The organism is Flavobacterium kingsejongi (genome assembly GCF_003076475.1).
Lineage (GTDB): Bacteria > Bacteroidota > Bacteroidia > Flavobacteriales > Flavobacteriaceae > Flavobacterium > Flavobacterium kingsejongi.
Genome location: NZ_CP020919.1, coordinates 2321169 through 2337008, shown reverse-complemented (window position 1 = coordinate 2337008; position 15840 = coordinate 2321169). Strand labels below are relative to the sequence as shown.

Sequence of the window (15840 nt, the reverse complement as noted above, 5' to 3'; positions counted from 1 at the left end):
TTACAAGTTTTTATACATAGTAGGAATTGTCGTACCACCTACATTATCTTTAAATCTTATAATTCTAAGTTTTTGATCTAAATCTATTTTCCATTGTAAAGGATTACTCTCTAATAGAATAACACCTGAATACTCTTTTTGTAATATTTTTTTAGATTTATCAATAGACAGTAATTCTTGATTGAAATCACCGGATACTAATATCTGATAGTTTTTATAAGTTGTTCTGCCATAAAAATTATTAGGGATTGAGTCCGAATATCTAAATTCATTAGCTAAGTAAATTCTAGTTATTCCATTTGGAATTTTTTCAATTCCAAGACTTATGTAATATCGTTTATGATTTAAATGCCTATTTCCGTTGTAATTCAAATATAAATTTATTACTTCTTTTAATTCCTTTTTCAAAATTACATTGTCAGAATTTGTTTTATTTGTACGTGATGCACACATTACAAAAAAAAGAGAAAACATAATATAGTATATTTTTTTTTCATAGTAACTAATTTTTAAACTTATACTTTGTAAATCCTTCTCCATCATATTTAAATACTGAATTAGTAGATGGCTGAAATACCTTAAATATTATTTTTTGCTGCTGCCTATTTTGTAAAGCCTTAGCATTATCCATATCTGCTCTTTTATCAAAAATTCCAACCTTACTACCATCCGGATTAAAACCAGTTGGTTCGCTCTGTGTTCCATTAGGGTGGCTGTGTGAAACATTTTTTATAGTATATCCTAATTCACTCATGTTCTTTGCAATTAGATTGGCATTTACACTTTCCTTTTCCCCAATTGTTGTTAGAGTAGATAAATTAACTCCGTTTTTTTCAGCATTAATCAAACCAAATTCAACATTCGTATTTTCAGCTGCAAATTCGAAAAGAGTTTGCAGCTTTTCAATATTATTGGATTTTACAGTTGTGTTTTTAAAGCCTAAAACATTTTCCTCTTGTATAGAATTCTCTGTCTTAAAACTACCATTTTCACCATACTCATATGATTGAGTCACACTACCATTATCTACCGCTCTTACAATATCATTACCTTCAGTTTCTGTAATACTAATGCTACCAGTGTTAATGTCTATATCAATAAAGTCTTCATTTTCAACAGCCATCATCCCATCTGGATCAATATAACGCAAAGGATTATTAAGCGCATAAGTATAAGGACTAAAACGTCTTGATACCTCAGCGAGCGGATCCATATTCATCCATCTTCCAATGGAAGGATCATAATTCCTAGCCCCATGATCATACATATTCAGCCCCAGTTCCTCCTGTAATTCTTTCCCATTGTACTTATAATTATAAGTGTTTACCGGAACATACGAATTGTAATTCGCATGTTTTAATCCAAACGGATAATAATTATTTTCGTCTATAATTTTAGTGAGGCCATCTACAGGATCTTTAGCATAGGAAACCCTGACATTACCCAAATGATCGGTATAATTGTAAACATAATTATACATCCCTGTGGTACAATTCACATACCCTTCAGCCGTTGGGAAAAATTGCAATACCGCATCCTTATATTGGAATCCATCTGAGTAATCCGTTGTGGCTATGGTTGCGCCCTCTGTGACCTTCTTCTGTAATTTGGTACCCACCGCATCATAAAGGTATTCATTTTTTTGACTTTCACTACCGAAAACTATTTTCACGGGAAGGTTCAGATGGTTGTAGCTAATGGTAGTAATTCCTTTATTATTGTCCACGGTTATATTGCCATTGTCGTCATACGTATAATCATCCGTATCGGTTGGACTGTCTTTAAAACCCTGAGGGCTATTGGTACTATCCTTTATTTTCATCAATCTGTTCGGGCTATTGGGATCATACGTATAATGCAATTCATCAATCGTCCGCAGCGGCGCACTATCCTGCCCTCCAAAACGAATCAAAATAAAGATGTTTCCATTTTTATCGTAGTCCACCCCTTCACTATAAGAATTTGTAACAGGATTGGTGTCATTAGGACGCTGGTAATAGGATTGTATAAAACGATTTAATCCATCATACACATAGCCGTATTTTCTCCAAACCCCATCAGATCTGGTCCTCCAAAATGTCTCCGAGATATTGCCGTTATACAATTTGGGTATTGTTCCCCATAAATCATTTTCCACTGTATTGTAATTGATCTTAAAAAAGAAAAGGTCAAAAGGAGCGTAGGTCCTTGTTTCTGCAGGATTAATAGTAGTCAGCCATCCTCTGGAATTATACTCATAATCTACATTTTGTAAAGGATTCCCTGGAATGCCTCCTACTCTTTTCCGGGTCAGCTCCCCTCTTTCATTATAGGTATTCTCGGCCAATACCTCTTCTGCCAGGGCATTCACCTGATGTTTATGGCGTAGTAAGCGATTTTGGTTGGTATATTCAAAACTTTCGGTGGTGGTTATTGCAGCTGTGGTGCCCTGATTGTTATGTGTTGTACTACTTTTTAAAACTTTGCCGACAAAATCATATTGCTGCTCCACTCGGGTAAAACCGCCCTGGTAATTGGTAGTATGGCTTTGTACTACCCGGGCTTTGAGATCATACAACATATAGGCAGTTGCCCCGGCACTATCAGTTGCTGCCTGAATAGTACGGGTCCAGTTACCAGTAGGTAGTCCTTTGGGTTTTAGGGTACTGTTGTTATAATATACGGCCGCTGTTGCTGTGGCGGTAAAATCGGTAGGGGCGTTGGGAAAATTATAATCATCATAATAATCTACCCGAAGTAGTTTAAAACCTGCCGGAAGATTCCGGTTTTCATAATCTACGGTTATATTATCAATCGTATAAGGTCCACGAATTGCTGAATTGACCTGTCCCAATATACCCTGTTGAAGATTATTACGGCTAACGCCCGTCACATCTCCCGGAAACCACCCACTATAAGCCGGACGGTTAAAAGCATCGTAATAATTGACCATCCAGCCAACAATCCCATCACCAAATGGCGAATAGGCAGGACCTGTGGCTACTACACGATTCAATTTATCATAAACAATATACTCCCATTGTTTCGCTGGTAGTTTTTTCTCTGCCAAACGGTTACGGCTATCGTATTTGTACTGGTAGCACACCTCGTCTAAAACAGTTGGACTAATGATTCCATCAGCCATCGGTGGCATCACATAGGTAAGATTGCCATATTGATCAAATACATAATACGTATCATGCGGTACCGTATTGTTATATCCTCTTTTCAGTACTACACGGCCTTCCTTGTCTTTAAATTCTTCCGTTGGGGTGTCATTTTCATCCCGGGTTATCGTTTTATACAATTGCCCGGGGTCATAATTTGAAGTCCCTGCTGCTGTTAACGCGACATTATACAGGCTGCCGTCCCAGGTTGCCGAGGCTTTAAAATAGCGTACGGTATCTGCAACGGAATTCGCGTGATACTCTGTTTTTATTTCATGATTGCTGCCCATCACCCAATCATTCCCGGGAGCGGCTTGCCGGAGTATCCTATTTAATGGAGAAGCTTCATAAAGCGTTTCACTATAAGGATTAGTAGTCGTTTCGAAATAGGGTTGCGCCGCTCCAACAGCTGTGTTGTAATAGGTTTCAAGTGCCGTTATTGCATTCCCATCATAAGCAAGTGAAGCGCTTTCTGTGGGATAGGGCAGGTATTGTTTTACCTGGCGCCCGAAGGCATCATACGCAATCGGCGTGACCAAATCCTTGCCACTGCCGGACTGCCGGTGGGCACGTTGCTGCATCGGGCGGCCTAATCCATCAAAATAAGTAATCTGGATATCCGCCTCATCGGGTTCAGGAATACCAGAATACACCTGTGTCACCGGTTTTTTATACGTGGTCGTTTTTACATAATTCTGGTCCGCACTCTGTCCTAAGGTAAGCAGTGGAAATAATACGACAAGCAAGTAGTGTTTCTGCATCCGCGATTGGTTTTATGTTGGTATTCATTATACAAAAGACAGCCTTAGTATAGCCTGCTACTGCCAGGACTATAAAAGCATAGATTGAGCGTATTAGTCGTCATGTGACAAATAATAATCTGCCTAAAAGACAAAGGCATTCCATTAGGCATCGGAATGCTTTATACGCAATTTGATTTTTTATCGGGGAATTTGTACGAAGAGGGGTTTTACAAATTTAACTTTGTAAAAGTAAAAATATGAAAAATATCAGATAACCATATATATTATCACAACTATTTCATCTTGTAGATGTCGGACTTTTAATGATAGTAAAGGTGGTACTCCAATACGACAAAAGCACCTCATTGCTAAGGTGCTTTTGCAGTCTATGTATTCTGTCAAAATACAAGCCTGTAAAGGATTGTTATTTATTGCTGCAACAGTACCGTAATGGCTTTAGGGAGTAGTCGTTAGATTGTGTAAACGTAGAAATTGATTTTAATTTGATTTGAGATTTTAAGGCTTAGCCAAAAAACAACAGATCATTAAGTATAGAATTTAAAAGAACTACATTTAAATAATTTAAAAAGAGCGGATTATGATCGAAGATGGTAAATTACCCAAAGATTTTGCAAAGCAATTTAAAAACAAAGAAGACTTCCATACTTTTTTTCAAGACCTGTATAAACAAGGCATTGAACAGCTACTCCAGGGAGAATTGGATGCTCATCTGGGATATGAGAAGCATAATATTGACGGATACAATACAGGCAATAGCCGTAATGGTTCTTTCTCAAAGAATATAAAATCAGAGACTTTGGGCAATATGGTCCTGGCTATTCCCCGGGATAGAAATGGTGAATTCGAGCCTCAGGTCATCGGAAAAGGCCAATCGATGAGTGAAAAGATTGAAGATGCTATTTTAGGAATGTACAGTCGTGGAATGACCCGTAGTGATATTGTAGAACAAGTTAAAGAAGTTTATGGGATATCAGTAAGTGAGTCCACGATTTCGACCATCTCTGATAGAATACTGGCTGATGTTGATTTATGGACTAAAAGGGCTTTAGAACCACAGTATCTGATTGTTTGGATGGATGCTGTGCATATGAAAGTAAGAACAGATGGGAAATATGAAAACCATGCAATTTACATTGTAATCGGACTAAAAACAGATGGTAAGAAAGAAGTATTAGGAATGTGGCTAAATAAAGAAGAGTCGGCTTCATTTTGGATGACTGTACTCTCTGACATAAAATCTCGTGGAGTAAAGGATATTCTCATTGCCTGTACAGATAACCTTACCGGATTTACAAAAGCTATCAGAGGTGTTTTTCCAAATACAGAATCCCAGCTTTGCATTGTTCATCAAATAAGGAATAGCCTTAAGTTTGTAGTAGTTAAGGATAGAAAAGCATTTTGCAGTGCAATGAAAGAAGTATATACTGCAATAAATCAGGAAGAAGCCGTTTTAGCTCTGGCTGAATTTAAAAAAAACTGGGAAGCAAAATATAAATATGCCGTTTGCTCCTGGGAAAAGAATTGGGAAAATCTCATGCCTTTTTTGGCCTATCCTGCTGAAATCAGGAAAATAATGTACACCACAAATACAATAGAAAACTTAAACAGGGGAATTAGAAAATATACCAAAACAAAAGTGCAGTTCCCAGATGAAAAAAGCGTCAAGAAATCAGTCTATTTAGCAATACAAAATTGTGAAAAAAGCTGGATAAATGCAATACCAAGCTGGGGATTAATCATGAATCAGTTCTTGGTCATATTTGGAGAAAGGTGTAATATTAAACACTAAGAACTGTTTACACAAAATTTCGACCAGTCTCGTTCCGGACGTATTATAATACGTCGGAGACCACTTTTAATACGTACCACTACGTATTAAAATACGTCGGGAACCACTTTTAATACGTCCCTATACGTATTAAAATACGTCAGAGACCACTTTTAATACGTCACCCGACGTATTAAAACCATGATGGAACCACTTTTTAGGGGCTGGACAAATTTGTATAAAGACGAAATACAGGCAGTAACTATAGCCAAAGTTGCACTATAGCGCTGCCATAAAATGGTACTATTGGGAGAAGTAGTGCAAAAATTAACGACAAGGGTTTTTAGGCTAATGCCGTAGCGGTACAGGAATGTGCATACAATTTATAAATGCGCTTGAGGTAACTGGCAATCTCTTTATGGTAAAAGATGGTTTCGCAGCGGGTGGTGCAATCATCGGCATACTCCATGTGCAACCACGCATACTGAATGGCCCGGAAGTATTTGATGGCCTGCCTGGGTTGTAGTGTACTACAGAATTCCATAAAGGCATCTAAGTAAAATACATCCACATTTTTGATATAGCCTTCCGAAATCAAAGGGTGTGGAAGAACAGTATCGGATTCTGACCGGGTTTTGGCAGTATAAAATACTTCCGAACAGTGTAGGAAATCCAGTAACCGCCGGTTGAACTGGTAAATGGCCGTCCTTTTTTGGGTAGCCTCAATCGCATGATCGGAGGCAATCCAACCTAATAACAAGGATTCGATACATTGCCGTACCGCCCTAAAATCAAATTCGCTAAAAAGTTGGGAGTTGTACTCGTAGAGCCGGTCCAAAAGTACGGAAGATGCAATTTTGTTGCCTGGCAACGCCTTGCTGGTGTCTAAATTTCGCATATTTTCCAAAGTTTAAAATGAGAGGTAGTCACTGCGAAATTTATCAATACTCCTTAGACTATGTGAAAAACCACGGACTTGCACCGATTTGCTACCTCCTAAGAGATTAAACTTTTTGGATTTTCAGACATAGTCTAAAAAGGATGTATGTAATGATAAATTTCGCGTTACAAAGATTGGAAAAATATTTGGGATAGGATGGTTTTTGGTTATTTTTTTAAATTGAAGTTAGGATTTTTTGAGGTTGGGGTATAAAAAACCCCGAAGGGGGAGCTTCGGGATCATGAAGTTGTAATATTTGAGCTAAGAATTATACTCTTATCATAAAGTTTAATAATAAAATTATTAAATTATAAATCTCTACACTATTATTTTTCAATTATAACTGGTTTAAATACAATTGGTGGATCTAATAAGGGAATGCAAGGAATTTGACGTGAAATTTCTGCGTATGTATAGTTAGATGTATTAACGAATTGTGCTTTATGCGTAGATGTATGATTTTTTAATTCAATTTTTAATATTTTCTTAATGTTAACTACTATAAGCAAATTTTCACCTTCTACCCTATCATCAATATTTAAACATGAATTCTGATTATGTAAAGCCTTTTTAGGCTTTAATTCTTTTAACACCTTCGCTTCGCTATTTCTATAGCACTTATAAACTAAACATTTTCCTACATTATTTATCTCCATATAGGATGAAGGTATAATTTTTCTTGATATTACTTCTGCAGCAGCACATTCAATTGCAGAACCATTCCAGACACCTTTCATAAATGAAGAGTTTTATAATGTTCATCAATAAAATTATTTACTAACTCAATTGGAACAGAAAACAATTCAGCTATTTCATCGCTTGAGAAATCTCTTTCAAGCTTATTCATAATATGAGATATAAACTTAAAATTTTCATACTTAAAATTTTCATCCATCTGAATTAAATATTTATCTTCATTTCTTTCTAATTCTTCAAAAAAACCTTCATGATCCAATAATTCCTGCTCCATTTGCAAAGTTAGTTGCAAAAATTCATTTTTTTTCAAAAGATTTTTTACCGCTTTCATAAGAAAGTGCTCCTTCTTTTGGTAATTATCCATGACGCCGTAAATTCCGCTGACGTGAGTGTTTAATTCTCCAATATGCCATCTGCATTCTTCTCCTTCAGCAATTGCAAACAAATAAGCATCTTTTCTAATAGTTGACTGAAAATTATTATCAATATTAAGTTTGACAAATTCAGGAGTAGAAGTATCTACATCTTTTCTACGATATTCTATTTTGATATCATTCATAATAAATTTCCATTATCTTTTTACTTTCTTCAGTATAGGATGGCACATCTTTAAGAATACTTAAAATCTGTTCTTGACATTTATCTTCCTCTAAATCAGAGTGAAAATTAAAATCAAATGCAAGTACATTCCTCGATATATTATCATTTAATGAAGCTACTATAAAAGGTTTTATATCGAGTTTTAAGCGCGACTGTTTATAATCTTTAGAAACATAAAAACCAAAAGCAACATCATCGGAATTAAAAAAATTATTAACTAGTTTACTGTCTTGATAAAAATGTCGTTTACTTATTTCTAAAAGTCTATCATCGAGAAACATATAATAATTATAATTAACTCCTATAGCACTACAATTCACTATTGAATTTTTTATAATTTCATGCAATACCAAATCAATATTATCTTCAAATTCGAAATCCTTCAGAGTAATACTCAATGAAGATTTAGTTATAAATAGACTTATTTTTGGGTATCAATACGGGAAAAATGTTCTGTGAACAATGAGTCATCTAATTCTTTTTCAGTAAAAATTTGATTTTTTATAAAGAAAAACTTATCAAATTTTGATGGTATGAATGTACCGACAACTACTATATTCCTAACCATTAGGGATATTTTCATTTTTTTTTTATTAATGGGACAAAAGTAGGATAACGTCTCTTATGTTTGACTAAAAATATTAAAAAATAAAAATATATCCTACTACAATTAAGTTTTTTTATTTTTTAATATGTAAATTAAAAACAATTATATGAAAAGCCTATTAGTAATAATGGTAATTTATCCTTAATTGCAAGATATTTTTTTCTTTTCAAACTACGCCAAGCAATTAATATATTCTTTATCTCCTCCTCCCCGGCGAACTTCTCGTATGTGGTTTTACATATGTTCCATCTTTACGGGTATAGCCTTTTACATGTACGCTTTTACCCGCAGATGGGGTATCACTTTTGGTTTGGGAGGAAGAGGTACTACTACTGGAACTGCTTTTAGTCGTGGTCGTTAAAGTAGTGTGTGTCGTGGTGGTAACGCCCGAAGCGATGGAAGTATAGACCGGATTGTATGCCCAGCCTTCATAAATCCCGGATTTTACTTTCTTGTAGGCTTTACTGCCTTTTACATAAATGTAGCTGTCTTTGGGGATAACCGTAATCTCAGATAATCCATTGTCCCGGGAACTATAGATTTTGGTATCTTCATTCACTGTCGCCAGGTCATAAGTGGCACAGGAATACATCAGGAAACTCAGGAATGCTAATGCTATATTCTTTTTCATAGTTGGTTTATTTGCTATAACAAACCTAAAGCATCGCATTTTGACTTCCTTACGGTTTGCCGTAAAGTGAAATTTAAATCATTAGTACCAATCTCCTAAATAGCACTATAATTTTCAAAATGGGTTATAAAAAACCCCGAAGTACACTTCGGGGTTAGTCATGCTGTAGCAATCGTTATTCTTTATTTCTCTTCATGGGGTACAAAATAGAAACCATTAATTTTATTGGCTTCGGTAAAGGACAATTGGATATCGATTTTTGCTTTTTCAAAATCGCTATAATAATAGAATACGCTACCTTCCTTTTTTACGCTGATAATGCTCTTGAATTTCCCCAGCTGCCCTTCAATCTGCTGGATGATTTCGCCCAAGTTCTCTTTGGTCAATTCACTCGATATCGTGGCATCTAAATACGTAATGGATTTGGCCATGTCTTTTTTTCCAAAAAGTGTCGTAATAAAAGCCTTGCCCGTTTCCTCGGCTTGGGAATAGCATAATGTGGACAATAATACGAATGATAGGATGAATAGTTTTTTCATTTCTAAGAGATGATTTATGGTTAGCATCACAAATCAATACAATAAATCCTAAAAAAACAAGTACCTATTTAATAAAAACAAAAAATAATCGTATTATTCTAAATCTGTAGTAGCAATAATCATCAGGCAACCCTTCCAAATTGTGGCCAACAATTAATACATAAAAAGAAGACTACAACAAAAAAGCACCAGTATTGCTGGTGCTTTATCATGGAATCTTTACCGATTTGTTTTCTCCTTTTCTAAATACAATTTGAAGAGGTATACGATTGAAAAGACAAAAGGAACCAATAGTATTAACAGGAGCCAAACGAGTTTGATCCCCTGGCTCTTTTCGGTCGTAAAGAGTTTATAAATTGCCAGAACTGCCAGGAAAAGATGAATAATCGCTAAGGTCCAGATATCTTCTAGTTTACTTATAATGGCTATAGTCATACGGGTTCTTTTTTATAAATATAAAAAATACATTTTAAACAACAGCCGTTCCGGTAATTTACTTCTAAGATGATAGTTTGGAATACTTTTTAACGAAACATCAAATCATTAAGAATAGTATGTCACTCCCATTGCAACACGCTTCTCCAAAATTCGCTTAACACACCAATAACGGTATCACAATAATTTGCACACCTACGATTCGAAGGAAAAGTAGTTCTTTGCAGGGAGTCGTGGTTATCTCTTCTTTATAAAGCTAGTAAATCAGTTTCAAGTCTTATTTCACTAAAACCTATAAAGATGAAAAATAATATTTTTAAAGTGCTTGCCCTGTGCAGCGTTCTTGCCTTTACTATTGTACAATGTTCCACACCGGAGATCGAAGGATCTGAAGGTGATTTGGGTACTGCTGCCAAAGCAGCTGTGGTAAATACCAATCCATTTTTAAATTGCAACTGTGTCGAAAGCCCTACCAAAATATCGGGTGCTACGGCTGCTTCCTGGGCTGCCCAGTTTGCACCGCTGGTAAAATTTGACCGTGCCGCTCCCGACTATCCAACATCTGTAGAAGATATTTGGGCAAGTACCAATCCGACCAGTATCGTATGTGGCGGGCAAATGATTCTGACCAATGCGACTTCCCCTGCTACCCCGGAATTCCCTACCTATTATGATGTACAGCAGTACCCAACGGATACGGATAAAGTATTTATCGAATACTGGTTCGTATACAAACGCCAGGAGCCTTGTGCAGCCGGACAGGGCGGCCATGATTATGACCTGGAGCATGTGGTGGTACAATTTAAAAAATCGACTCAAAAAATCCTTACTGTAACCTATTTCCAACATGCGGGCTGGTATACCAAAGACTGGCGTAATGTTCCTGCCGGAACACGACTGGTGGCCTTTGTAGGTAAAAAAGCACATGGAATGTACCATGATTCCCGTTCGTCCAGTTTCTTTGGATTCGAATGTACGTATTATGGCGATTACCGTAATCCTGCCGATGCGGGAGATGAAAAAGGAACCTGGACCAACTTAGTTCCAATGTCCTGCGAGAAATCGGAATTTAACTTTAGCGGTAACTGGGGCAGCCCGGGTAAAGGCCCTTTATTCCGCGATCGTAACTTCTGGAACTATACCGCTTGCCAGGGTAGTGAAGGCCTTTTTGGCACGGATGGCTGCAGCGCCTCCGATTTCCCAGTAGGGACTTTAATCGGTAGCGTTAACTAAACCTCAATCCCCATGACATAACCCCGACCTGATCTACTTGCTTTATACACGAAACTGCCCTTATGGGGCAGTTTTTTGTTGGAACTATTCGGTATCTTTGAATCGATATCGGTAACCCAATTTTAATGATTCCTTAATATGGCCCGATAGTACGTTTTAGGCCTTTTGGGTACTTACTACCAGAAGGTTAACTGCGACTCAACAATTAATCTTTAAAAATAAACACTATGCCATTTGTACGTATCAGCCTGCCCAAGCGCCTGCCACAGGAAACGAAAGATCGTATTTCAGTTGCCATCCATACGGCGCTTATCCGGGAATTTGCCATTCCTGAAGATGATTATTTCCATGTGATCGAAGAACTCGAACCTACCCAGATTAAATATCCAAAATCGTATTTGGGTATCGAACATTCGGATGCCATTGTCTATATCCAGATTATTGCGGGACAAGGGCGTACCGCCTTACAGAAGAAAAACCTATACGCCACCATCGCCGAACTGATTACGGCAGCCACCGTAATCACCAAAAACAATATTATCATTGTATTACTCGAAAATAATGGCCGGGAAAACTGGTCCTTTGGCAATGGGGAAATCCAGGAACCGAAACATTTAAAATAAATTTTAAGCCAAAATATATCAAAGATAGAAAACAGGTAAAACAGTTGCAAATAAAGGATTTGTAACTGTTTTTTACTTTATGATATTGCAATTAAAAGCAGGAAAAAGCAATGGATAACAAAAGTTGGGTTACCAAATCGTTACTTTTAATTATTTGTATTTGATTTTTTTTCAGTTTATTGCATTGTATTTCATATTGTTTCCCAGCTCGATAAGTTTTAATTTAACATTAAGAAATCGTGAGTTATGGAAACGACAAAAAAATCAACATTCAAGGTATTATTCTACCTTAAAAAGAATGCACCCAAAAAAAACGGAATGGTACATGTTATGTGCAGGATAACCGTAAATGGCAAGCAATCCACATTCAGTGCCAAGCTGGACATTTCCGCTTCTGCGTGAGATCTGAAATATGGCAGGGTTTTAGGCAAAAGCAAGGAAGCACAGAACCTCAACGTCAAACTTGACAATATTCGTATGGGCATTGAAAAATACCATTCAAAAATTATGGAGAGTGATGGAAGTGTAAATAGCGATAAGCTGAAAGATGTTTTCCTCGATATGGAAAGCGGAGAACTGACATTTTTCAAATTCTATGATAGATTTATACTGAATTTTGAGAAAAAAGTTGATAGCGGACTTAGGGCATACGGAACGCTTGAAAAATACAAAAGCCTTTTAATCCATCTCAGAAGTTTTGCCCGTTCAAAATATAAAAGTTCCGATATTTCTTTTAATACTATTGATTGTGAATTTATTCAGGAATTTGATTACTATCTTCGTAATGACAAAAGTCTGGAACACAACACCATTTGGGTCTATATGATAGGGCTAACAACGGTGTGCCGATTGGCAATAAGCAGGAAACATCTTTCCAGTGCCCATTCAGCGAATAAATAAGAGTACCAAGAATCGGGAATACTCTCAATAAAAGTTATTATTTGATTGCGATTTTTTTATTTCATTTATTATTGTGTAAATGATAGTAGTTTTTCTATTCTGTCTCTAAACCATTCGGTTTTGATCAGGTTTTCGTCCTTCAATTGATATTTTGACAAAAAAGTTCTATCAAATTCAGTTTTTAAACTAAATGATTTTAAAAAGATTTCTAATTCATCTGATTTTAAATTTTCACAAATAATCAGATCATTTTTTTCTCGAATTTTTACATCTGGGAGTTTAAATTCTTGGTACGAGTTCCTAGAATTGATGAGCTTTGCAACGATACTATCATATTTTGATTCTTTTTGAATTATTAATTCATTAATATATAGATCCTTGTTAAAATTATCTAGTTCCAGTTCTACTAAATTATCAGGATGATATAAATAGTTCTCAAAACAGTAGTAATCAAGTATAAAGTAGTTTTTATGAAGTTTTTTTAATTTAATTACCTCATTATCAGTTAAATAATCTCTATCTCTAACACCAAAATGGGTGGGGTTTGCCTGAACTTTAATGTAAACTCCATTACTATTTGTTTCTGGAATAAAATGTATATTATGAAAACTTAGTTTGTTAAACAGATGAGCATTTTGATTTTCACAGTAAATGATAATTTTACCTTCATTGGAAGGGATATCTAAATTTTCTAATTTCTTTATAGTCTCTAGATGCTCTAATTTTAGAGTATTGAACTTAATTGTATCATAATACTTTTTGTATATTTTATTTTTGGTTTCTTCCTCGTATTTAACCTTACCTACGAAAAATGACTGGATTTGACTGCTAAGCGAATTTAAATACAAATTGATTTCATCATCTGCATTTCTTATCAGTTCTTCAAAATCATTTATCCGTAATTCTAATTGTTCTTTTTGATAGTTTAAAATGTTCTTCGAATTCGTAATTTCTTGAATTCTACTTTGTCTAATTAATTCTAGTTCTTTTTCAATCTTAACATTAGTTTTTTCCTGAAGTTCATCTATTTTTTTGCTTAAGGTCTGAACGACAGACTCAACAGAAGTAAGCTTGTCAGACAATTCATTTTTCTTTTCAGTCTCTAGTATTAGTTGTTCTTTTTTTAATTCATAGCTTTTAAAAATTTCGTCTTTTAACAATTCAGCATTTTGCTCAACAGAATTATTTGGTTTTATTTTTTGTCTTAAAGCTTTGTTTGTTAAAATCTCAGTAACCAATTCACTACTAAATTTATTATTGTCCTCATATTGAGTCATTGCACGTAGTGTATCCATACTAATCTTTTCAGATTCAGAGTCTACTTCTTTGAAAAAGAATGGTAATCTAAAACTTCCTAAAATTGCATTCTCAAATTTTTCAGTTCTTGGAACCCAAAATTGAAGCATTGAGATAAATTCATTTGGGTGAAGGCAAATACTTATTTTAATATTAGTATCATTATTTTGCTTAAACTTATCATATTCAAGGAAACTATAATCCAAGGTTAATATCCAACTTGAAACATCTTTAGTTGAGTCTATATAAGCAGGTCTTTTGTCTTTAACATAATACCATATCTGACAATCGTGGTTGAATTTGTCATAAATAATATCTTTTTTTATTTTCTTTTCTTCTTCATTTAGACCTTGGAACTTTCCATTATTTGCATATCTATCATATCGGTAATCAGCTTGTTGCAATAAATCATCGATAACCCTTTGGTCAGATGTATATTTATCCATATTATCCTGTTGGATTTCTATACCTTTTTTTCTAATATTAACTGAAAAATTATCTAAGTAAGGATCAAAATAATCGTCTAAATCAAGAATTACATTTTTTTCGTGACATTTCTGGAAATACTTTTTTACAATCCCAGTAAATTCTTCAGTGCCTTCAGCAGCAATAGCCTGATTTAGTGTTGGTTTTAATTTTTTTATATGATCTTTAAATTTTTTAATTAAATTCTGAAACTCTTCCACAGTTTTTGGTAGAACATAAAACTTTATAACAACTTTATTTTTAATTTCTTCAATCAATTCCAATAAGGCAAATCCAGCATCATTTGAAGGGTTATCGTGCAAATCCAATAATGTTAATAAAAAGTTTGTGTCTACAAAAATTTTAAGATTAGATTGTGATTTAGATAACGCATAAACTTCTTCAACAGTTTTTTGATTAAGATTAGTTGCTTCAATAAAAAAATATGCATTTAGTTGATGTAATATATATTTTTTCACAAAGTCATTTGAAAAATCAAAATATTGTAGTAATAAAATTTGTATTTTGTCTCTCTCACCGTTAAACCGTGACAAGAAATTATGAAATTGTCCGTATTCTGCGATATTTTTTGAATCAACACCACTTATTAATTCATACGTTTTTGCTCCTATTTCTTTTATTAATGGAATAACTAAATAATCATTTAAATCGCCCCATAATTTTTTTTCCCCAATTTCAGGACATACTTTAGTACATAATTCTTTAAACCTATTCTCGGCTTCTAACTCTATTTCTTTTTGACTCGTAAATGAGCTGTTAAACTCTTCATATTTTTCATTCGATAAAACATAAAGATTACCTGGAGCATTAACGATTATACCTTTACTTTTAAGTGTTTCAAATTGTTTTAATAGTCTAACTATATCTATCTCTGTTTTAATTTCTGTAATTAAATTATCAAAAATTTGTTTATCTGAAATAGGTTCATTGTTGTTAATTCCAAAAGTTGAAATAATAATATTTTGTATAGCTTTTTCCCACCAACCACTTTCATTAAGCTTTACGTGGTGAACTAGAGAAACAATTTCTGAGGATAAAATTTTAGACATACCTTATTAAATGTAAAAATATTTAACTATTTTATAATTAAACAAACATACGAAAAAGCGATGGAAAGAAAAATGCGAAATCCGTAAACGTAGGAAAGTAAACTAATCTAGTGTATATATAATCGCT

At 34.6% G+C, this 15840-nt stretch carries 15 protein-coding genes; 5 read left to right on the top strand and 10 right to left on the bottom strand.

Annotation, left to right across the window (positions count from 1 at the left end):
* Positions 1-543: a hypothetical protein gene (locus FK004_RS10295; protein WP_108737177.1), complete on the bottom strand. Its 543-nt coding sequence runs from the start codon at positions 541-543 to the stop codon at positions 1-3.
* Positions 503-3907 carry a DUF6443 domain-containing protein gene (locus tag FK004_RS10290; RefSeq protein ID WP_108737176.1) on the bottom strand — a complete coding sequence of 1135 codons (3405 nt, stop codon included), beginning with the start codon at positions 3905-3907 and terminating at the stop codon, positions 503-505. The genes FK004_RS10295 and FK004_RS10290 overlap by 41 nt, the downstream gene beginning before the upstream one ends.
* Before the next feature lie 580 nt (positions 3908-4487).
* Here FK004_RS10290 and FK004_RS10285 point away from each other — a divergent pair.
* On the top strand, positions 4488-5699 hold the full coding sequence (locus tag FK004_RS10285) for an IS256 family transposase (RefSeq protein WP_108735429.1): 1212 nt from the start codon (positions 4488-4490) through the stop codon (positions 5697-5699).
* A 322-nt stretch (positions 5700-6021) separates the two neighbouring features.
* Here FK004_RS10285 and FK004_RS10280 read toward each other — a convergent pair whose 3' ends face one another.
* The 7 genes from FK004_RS10280 to FK004_RS10250 form a co-directional block, all read right to left on the bottom strand.
* Positions 6022-6576: a hypothetical protein gene (locus FK004_RS10280; RefSeq protein WP_108737175.1), complete on the bottom strand. Its 555-nt coding sequence runs from the start codon at positions 6574-6576 to the stop codon at positions 6022-6024.
* A 368-nt stretch (positions 6577-6944) separates the two neighbouring features.
* Complete coding sequence (locus tag FK004_RS10275) at positions 6945-7355, bottom strand: hypothetical protein (protein ID WP_108737174.1); 411 nt, start codon at positions 7353-7355, stop codon at positions 6945-6947.
* Complete coding sequence (locus tag FK004_RS10270; RefSeq protein ID WP_108737173.1) at positions 7352-7873, bottom strand: hypothetical protein; 522 nt, start codon at positions 7871-7873, stop codon at positions 7352-7354. Before FK004_RS10270 ends, FK004_RS10275 begins: the two co-directional genes overlap by 4 nt.
* Positions 7866-8312, bottom strand: coding sequence for a hypothetical protein (locus tag FK004_RS10265; protein WP_108737172.1), 447 nt, complete (start codon positions 8310-8312; stop codon positions 7866-7868). Before FK004_RS10265 ends, FK004_RS10270 begins: the two co-directional genes overlap by 8 nt.
* Positions 8313-8717: 405 nt before the next feature.
* Entirely contained in the window at positions 8718-9152 is a 435-nt protein-coding gene (locus FK004_RS10260) for a hypothetical protein (protein WP_108737171.1), read from the bottom strand.
* A gap of 182 nt (positions 9153-9334) precedes the next feature.
* Entirely contained in the window at positions 9335-9691 is a 357-nt protein-coding gene (locus FK004_RS10255) for a DUF3887 domain-containing protein (RefSeq protein ID WP_157956070.1), read from the bottom strand.
* Between the two features lie 219 nt (positions 9692-9910).
* A complete protein-coding gene (locus FK004_RS10250) occupies positions 9911-10126 on the bottom strand; it encodes a PLDc N-terminal domain-containing protein (RefSeq protein ID WP_108737169.1) in 216 nt (71 codons plus the stop codon).
* A 300-nt stretch (positions 10127-10426) separates the two neighbouring features.
* On the opposite strand from FK004_RS10250, the gene FK004_RS10245 reads away from it, so the two are divergent.
* The 4 genes from FK004_RS10245 to FK004_RS19435 all read left to right on the top strand — a co-directional run bounded on the left by FK004_RS10245 (position 10427) and on the right by FK004_RS19435 (position 12882).
* Positions 10427-11359 (top strand): hypothetical protein, encoded by a 933-nt coding sequence (locus FK004_RS10245; RefSeq protein ID WP_193844338.1) that lies wholly within the window; start codon positions 10427-10429, stop codon positions 11357-11359.
* Positions 11360-11586: 227 nt separating this feature from the next.
* Positions 11587-11982 (top strand): tautomerase family protein, encoded by a 396-nt coding sequence (locus tag FK004_RS10240; protein ID WP_108737168.1) that lies wholly within the window; start codon positions 11587-11589, stop codon positions 11980-11982.
* Between the two features lie 246 nt (positions 11983-12228).
* Positions 12229-12384, top strand: coding sequence for an Arm DNA-binding domain-containing protein (locus tag FK004_RS19440; protein ID WP_227871585.1), 156 nt, complete (start codon positions 12229-12231; stop codon positions 12382-12384).
* Positions 12385-12459: 75 nt separating this feature from the next.
* Complete coding sequence (locus FK004_RS19435) at positions 12460-12882, top strand: phage integrase SAM-like domain-containing protein (RefSeq protein WP_227871584.1); 423 nt, start codon at positions 12460-12462, stop codon at positions 12880-12882.
* Between the two features lie 68 nt (positions 12883-12950).
* On the opposite strand, the gene FK004_RS10230 is transcribed toward FK004_RS19435, so the two are convergent.
* Complete coding sequence (locus tag FK004_RS10230) at positions 12951-15713, bottom strand: coiled-coil domain-containing protein (RefSeq protein WP_108737167.1); 2763 nt, start codon at positions 15711-15713, stop codon at positions 12951-12953.
* Positions 15714-15840: the final 127 nt, after the last annotated feature.

Bases quoted from the DNA above. Each gene is read 5' to 3' on its own strand.
- FK004_RS10295 (WP_108737177.1), bottom strand. From the start codon at position 543: ATGATGGAGAAGGATTTACAAAGTATAAGTTTAAAAATTAGTTACTAT.
- FK004_RS10290 (WP_108737176.1), bottom strand. From the start codon at position 3,907: ATGCAGAAACACTACTTGCTTGTCGTATTATTTCCACTGCTTACCTTA.
- FK004_RS10285 (WP_108735429.1), top strand. From the start codon at position 4,488: ATGATCGAAGATGGTAAATTACCCAAAGATTTTGCAAAGCAATTTAAA.
- FK004_RS10280 (WP_108737175.1), bottom strand. From the start codon at position 6,576: ATGCGAAATTTAGACACCAGCAAGGCGTTGCCAGGCAACAAAATTGCA.
- FK004_RS10275 (WP_108737174.1), bottom strand. From the start codon at position 7,355: ATGAAAGGTGTCTGGAATGGTTCTGCAATTGAATGTGCTGCTGCAGAA.
- FK004_RS10270 (WP_108737173.1), bottom strand. From the start codon at position 7,873: ATGAATGATATCAAAATAGAATATCGTAGAAAAGATGTAGATACTTCT.
- FK004_RS10260 (WP_108737171.1), bottom strand. From the start codon at position 9,152: ATGAAAAAGAATATAGCATTAGCATTCCTGAGTTTCCTGATGTATTCC.
- FK004_RS10255 (WP_157956070.1), bottom strand. From the start codon at position 9,691: ATGAAAAAACTATTCATCCTATCATTCGTATTATTGTCCACATTATGC.
- FK004_RS10250 (WP_108737169.1), bottom strand. From the start codon at position 10,126: ATGACTATAGCCATTATAAGTAAACTAGAAGATATCTGGACCTTAGCG.
- FK004_RS10245 (WP_193844338.1), top strand. From the start codon at position 10,427: ATGAAAAATAATATTTTTAAAGTGCTTGCCCTGTGCAGCGTTCTTGCC.
- FK004_RS10240 (WP_108737168.1), top strand. From the start codon at position 11,587: ATGCCATTTGTACGTATCAGCCTGCCCAAGCGCCTGCCACAGGAAACG.
- FK004_RS19440 (WP_227871585.1), top strand. From the start codon at position 12,229: ATGGAAACGACAAAAAAATCAACATTCAAGGTATTATTCTACCTTAAA.
- FK004_RS19435 (WP_227871584.1), top strand. From the start codon at position 12,460: ATGGGCATTGAAAAATACCATTCAAAAATTATGGAGAGTGATGGAAGT.
- FK004_RS10230 (WP_108737167.1), bottom strand. From the start codon at position 15,713: ATGTCTAAAATTTTATCCTCAGAAATTGTTTCTCTAGTTCACCACGTA.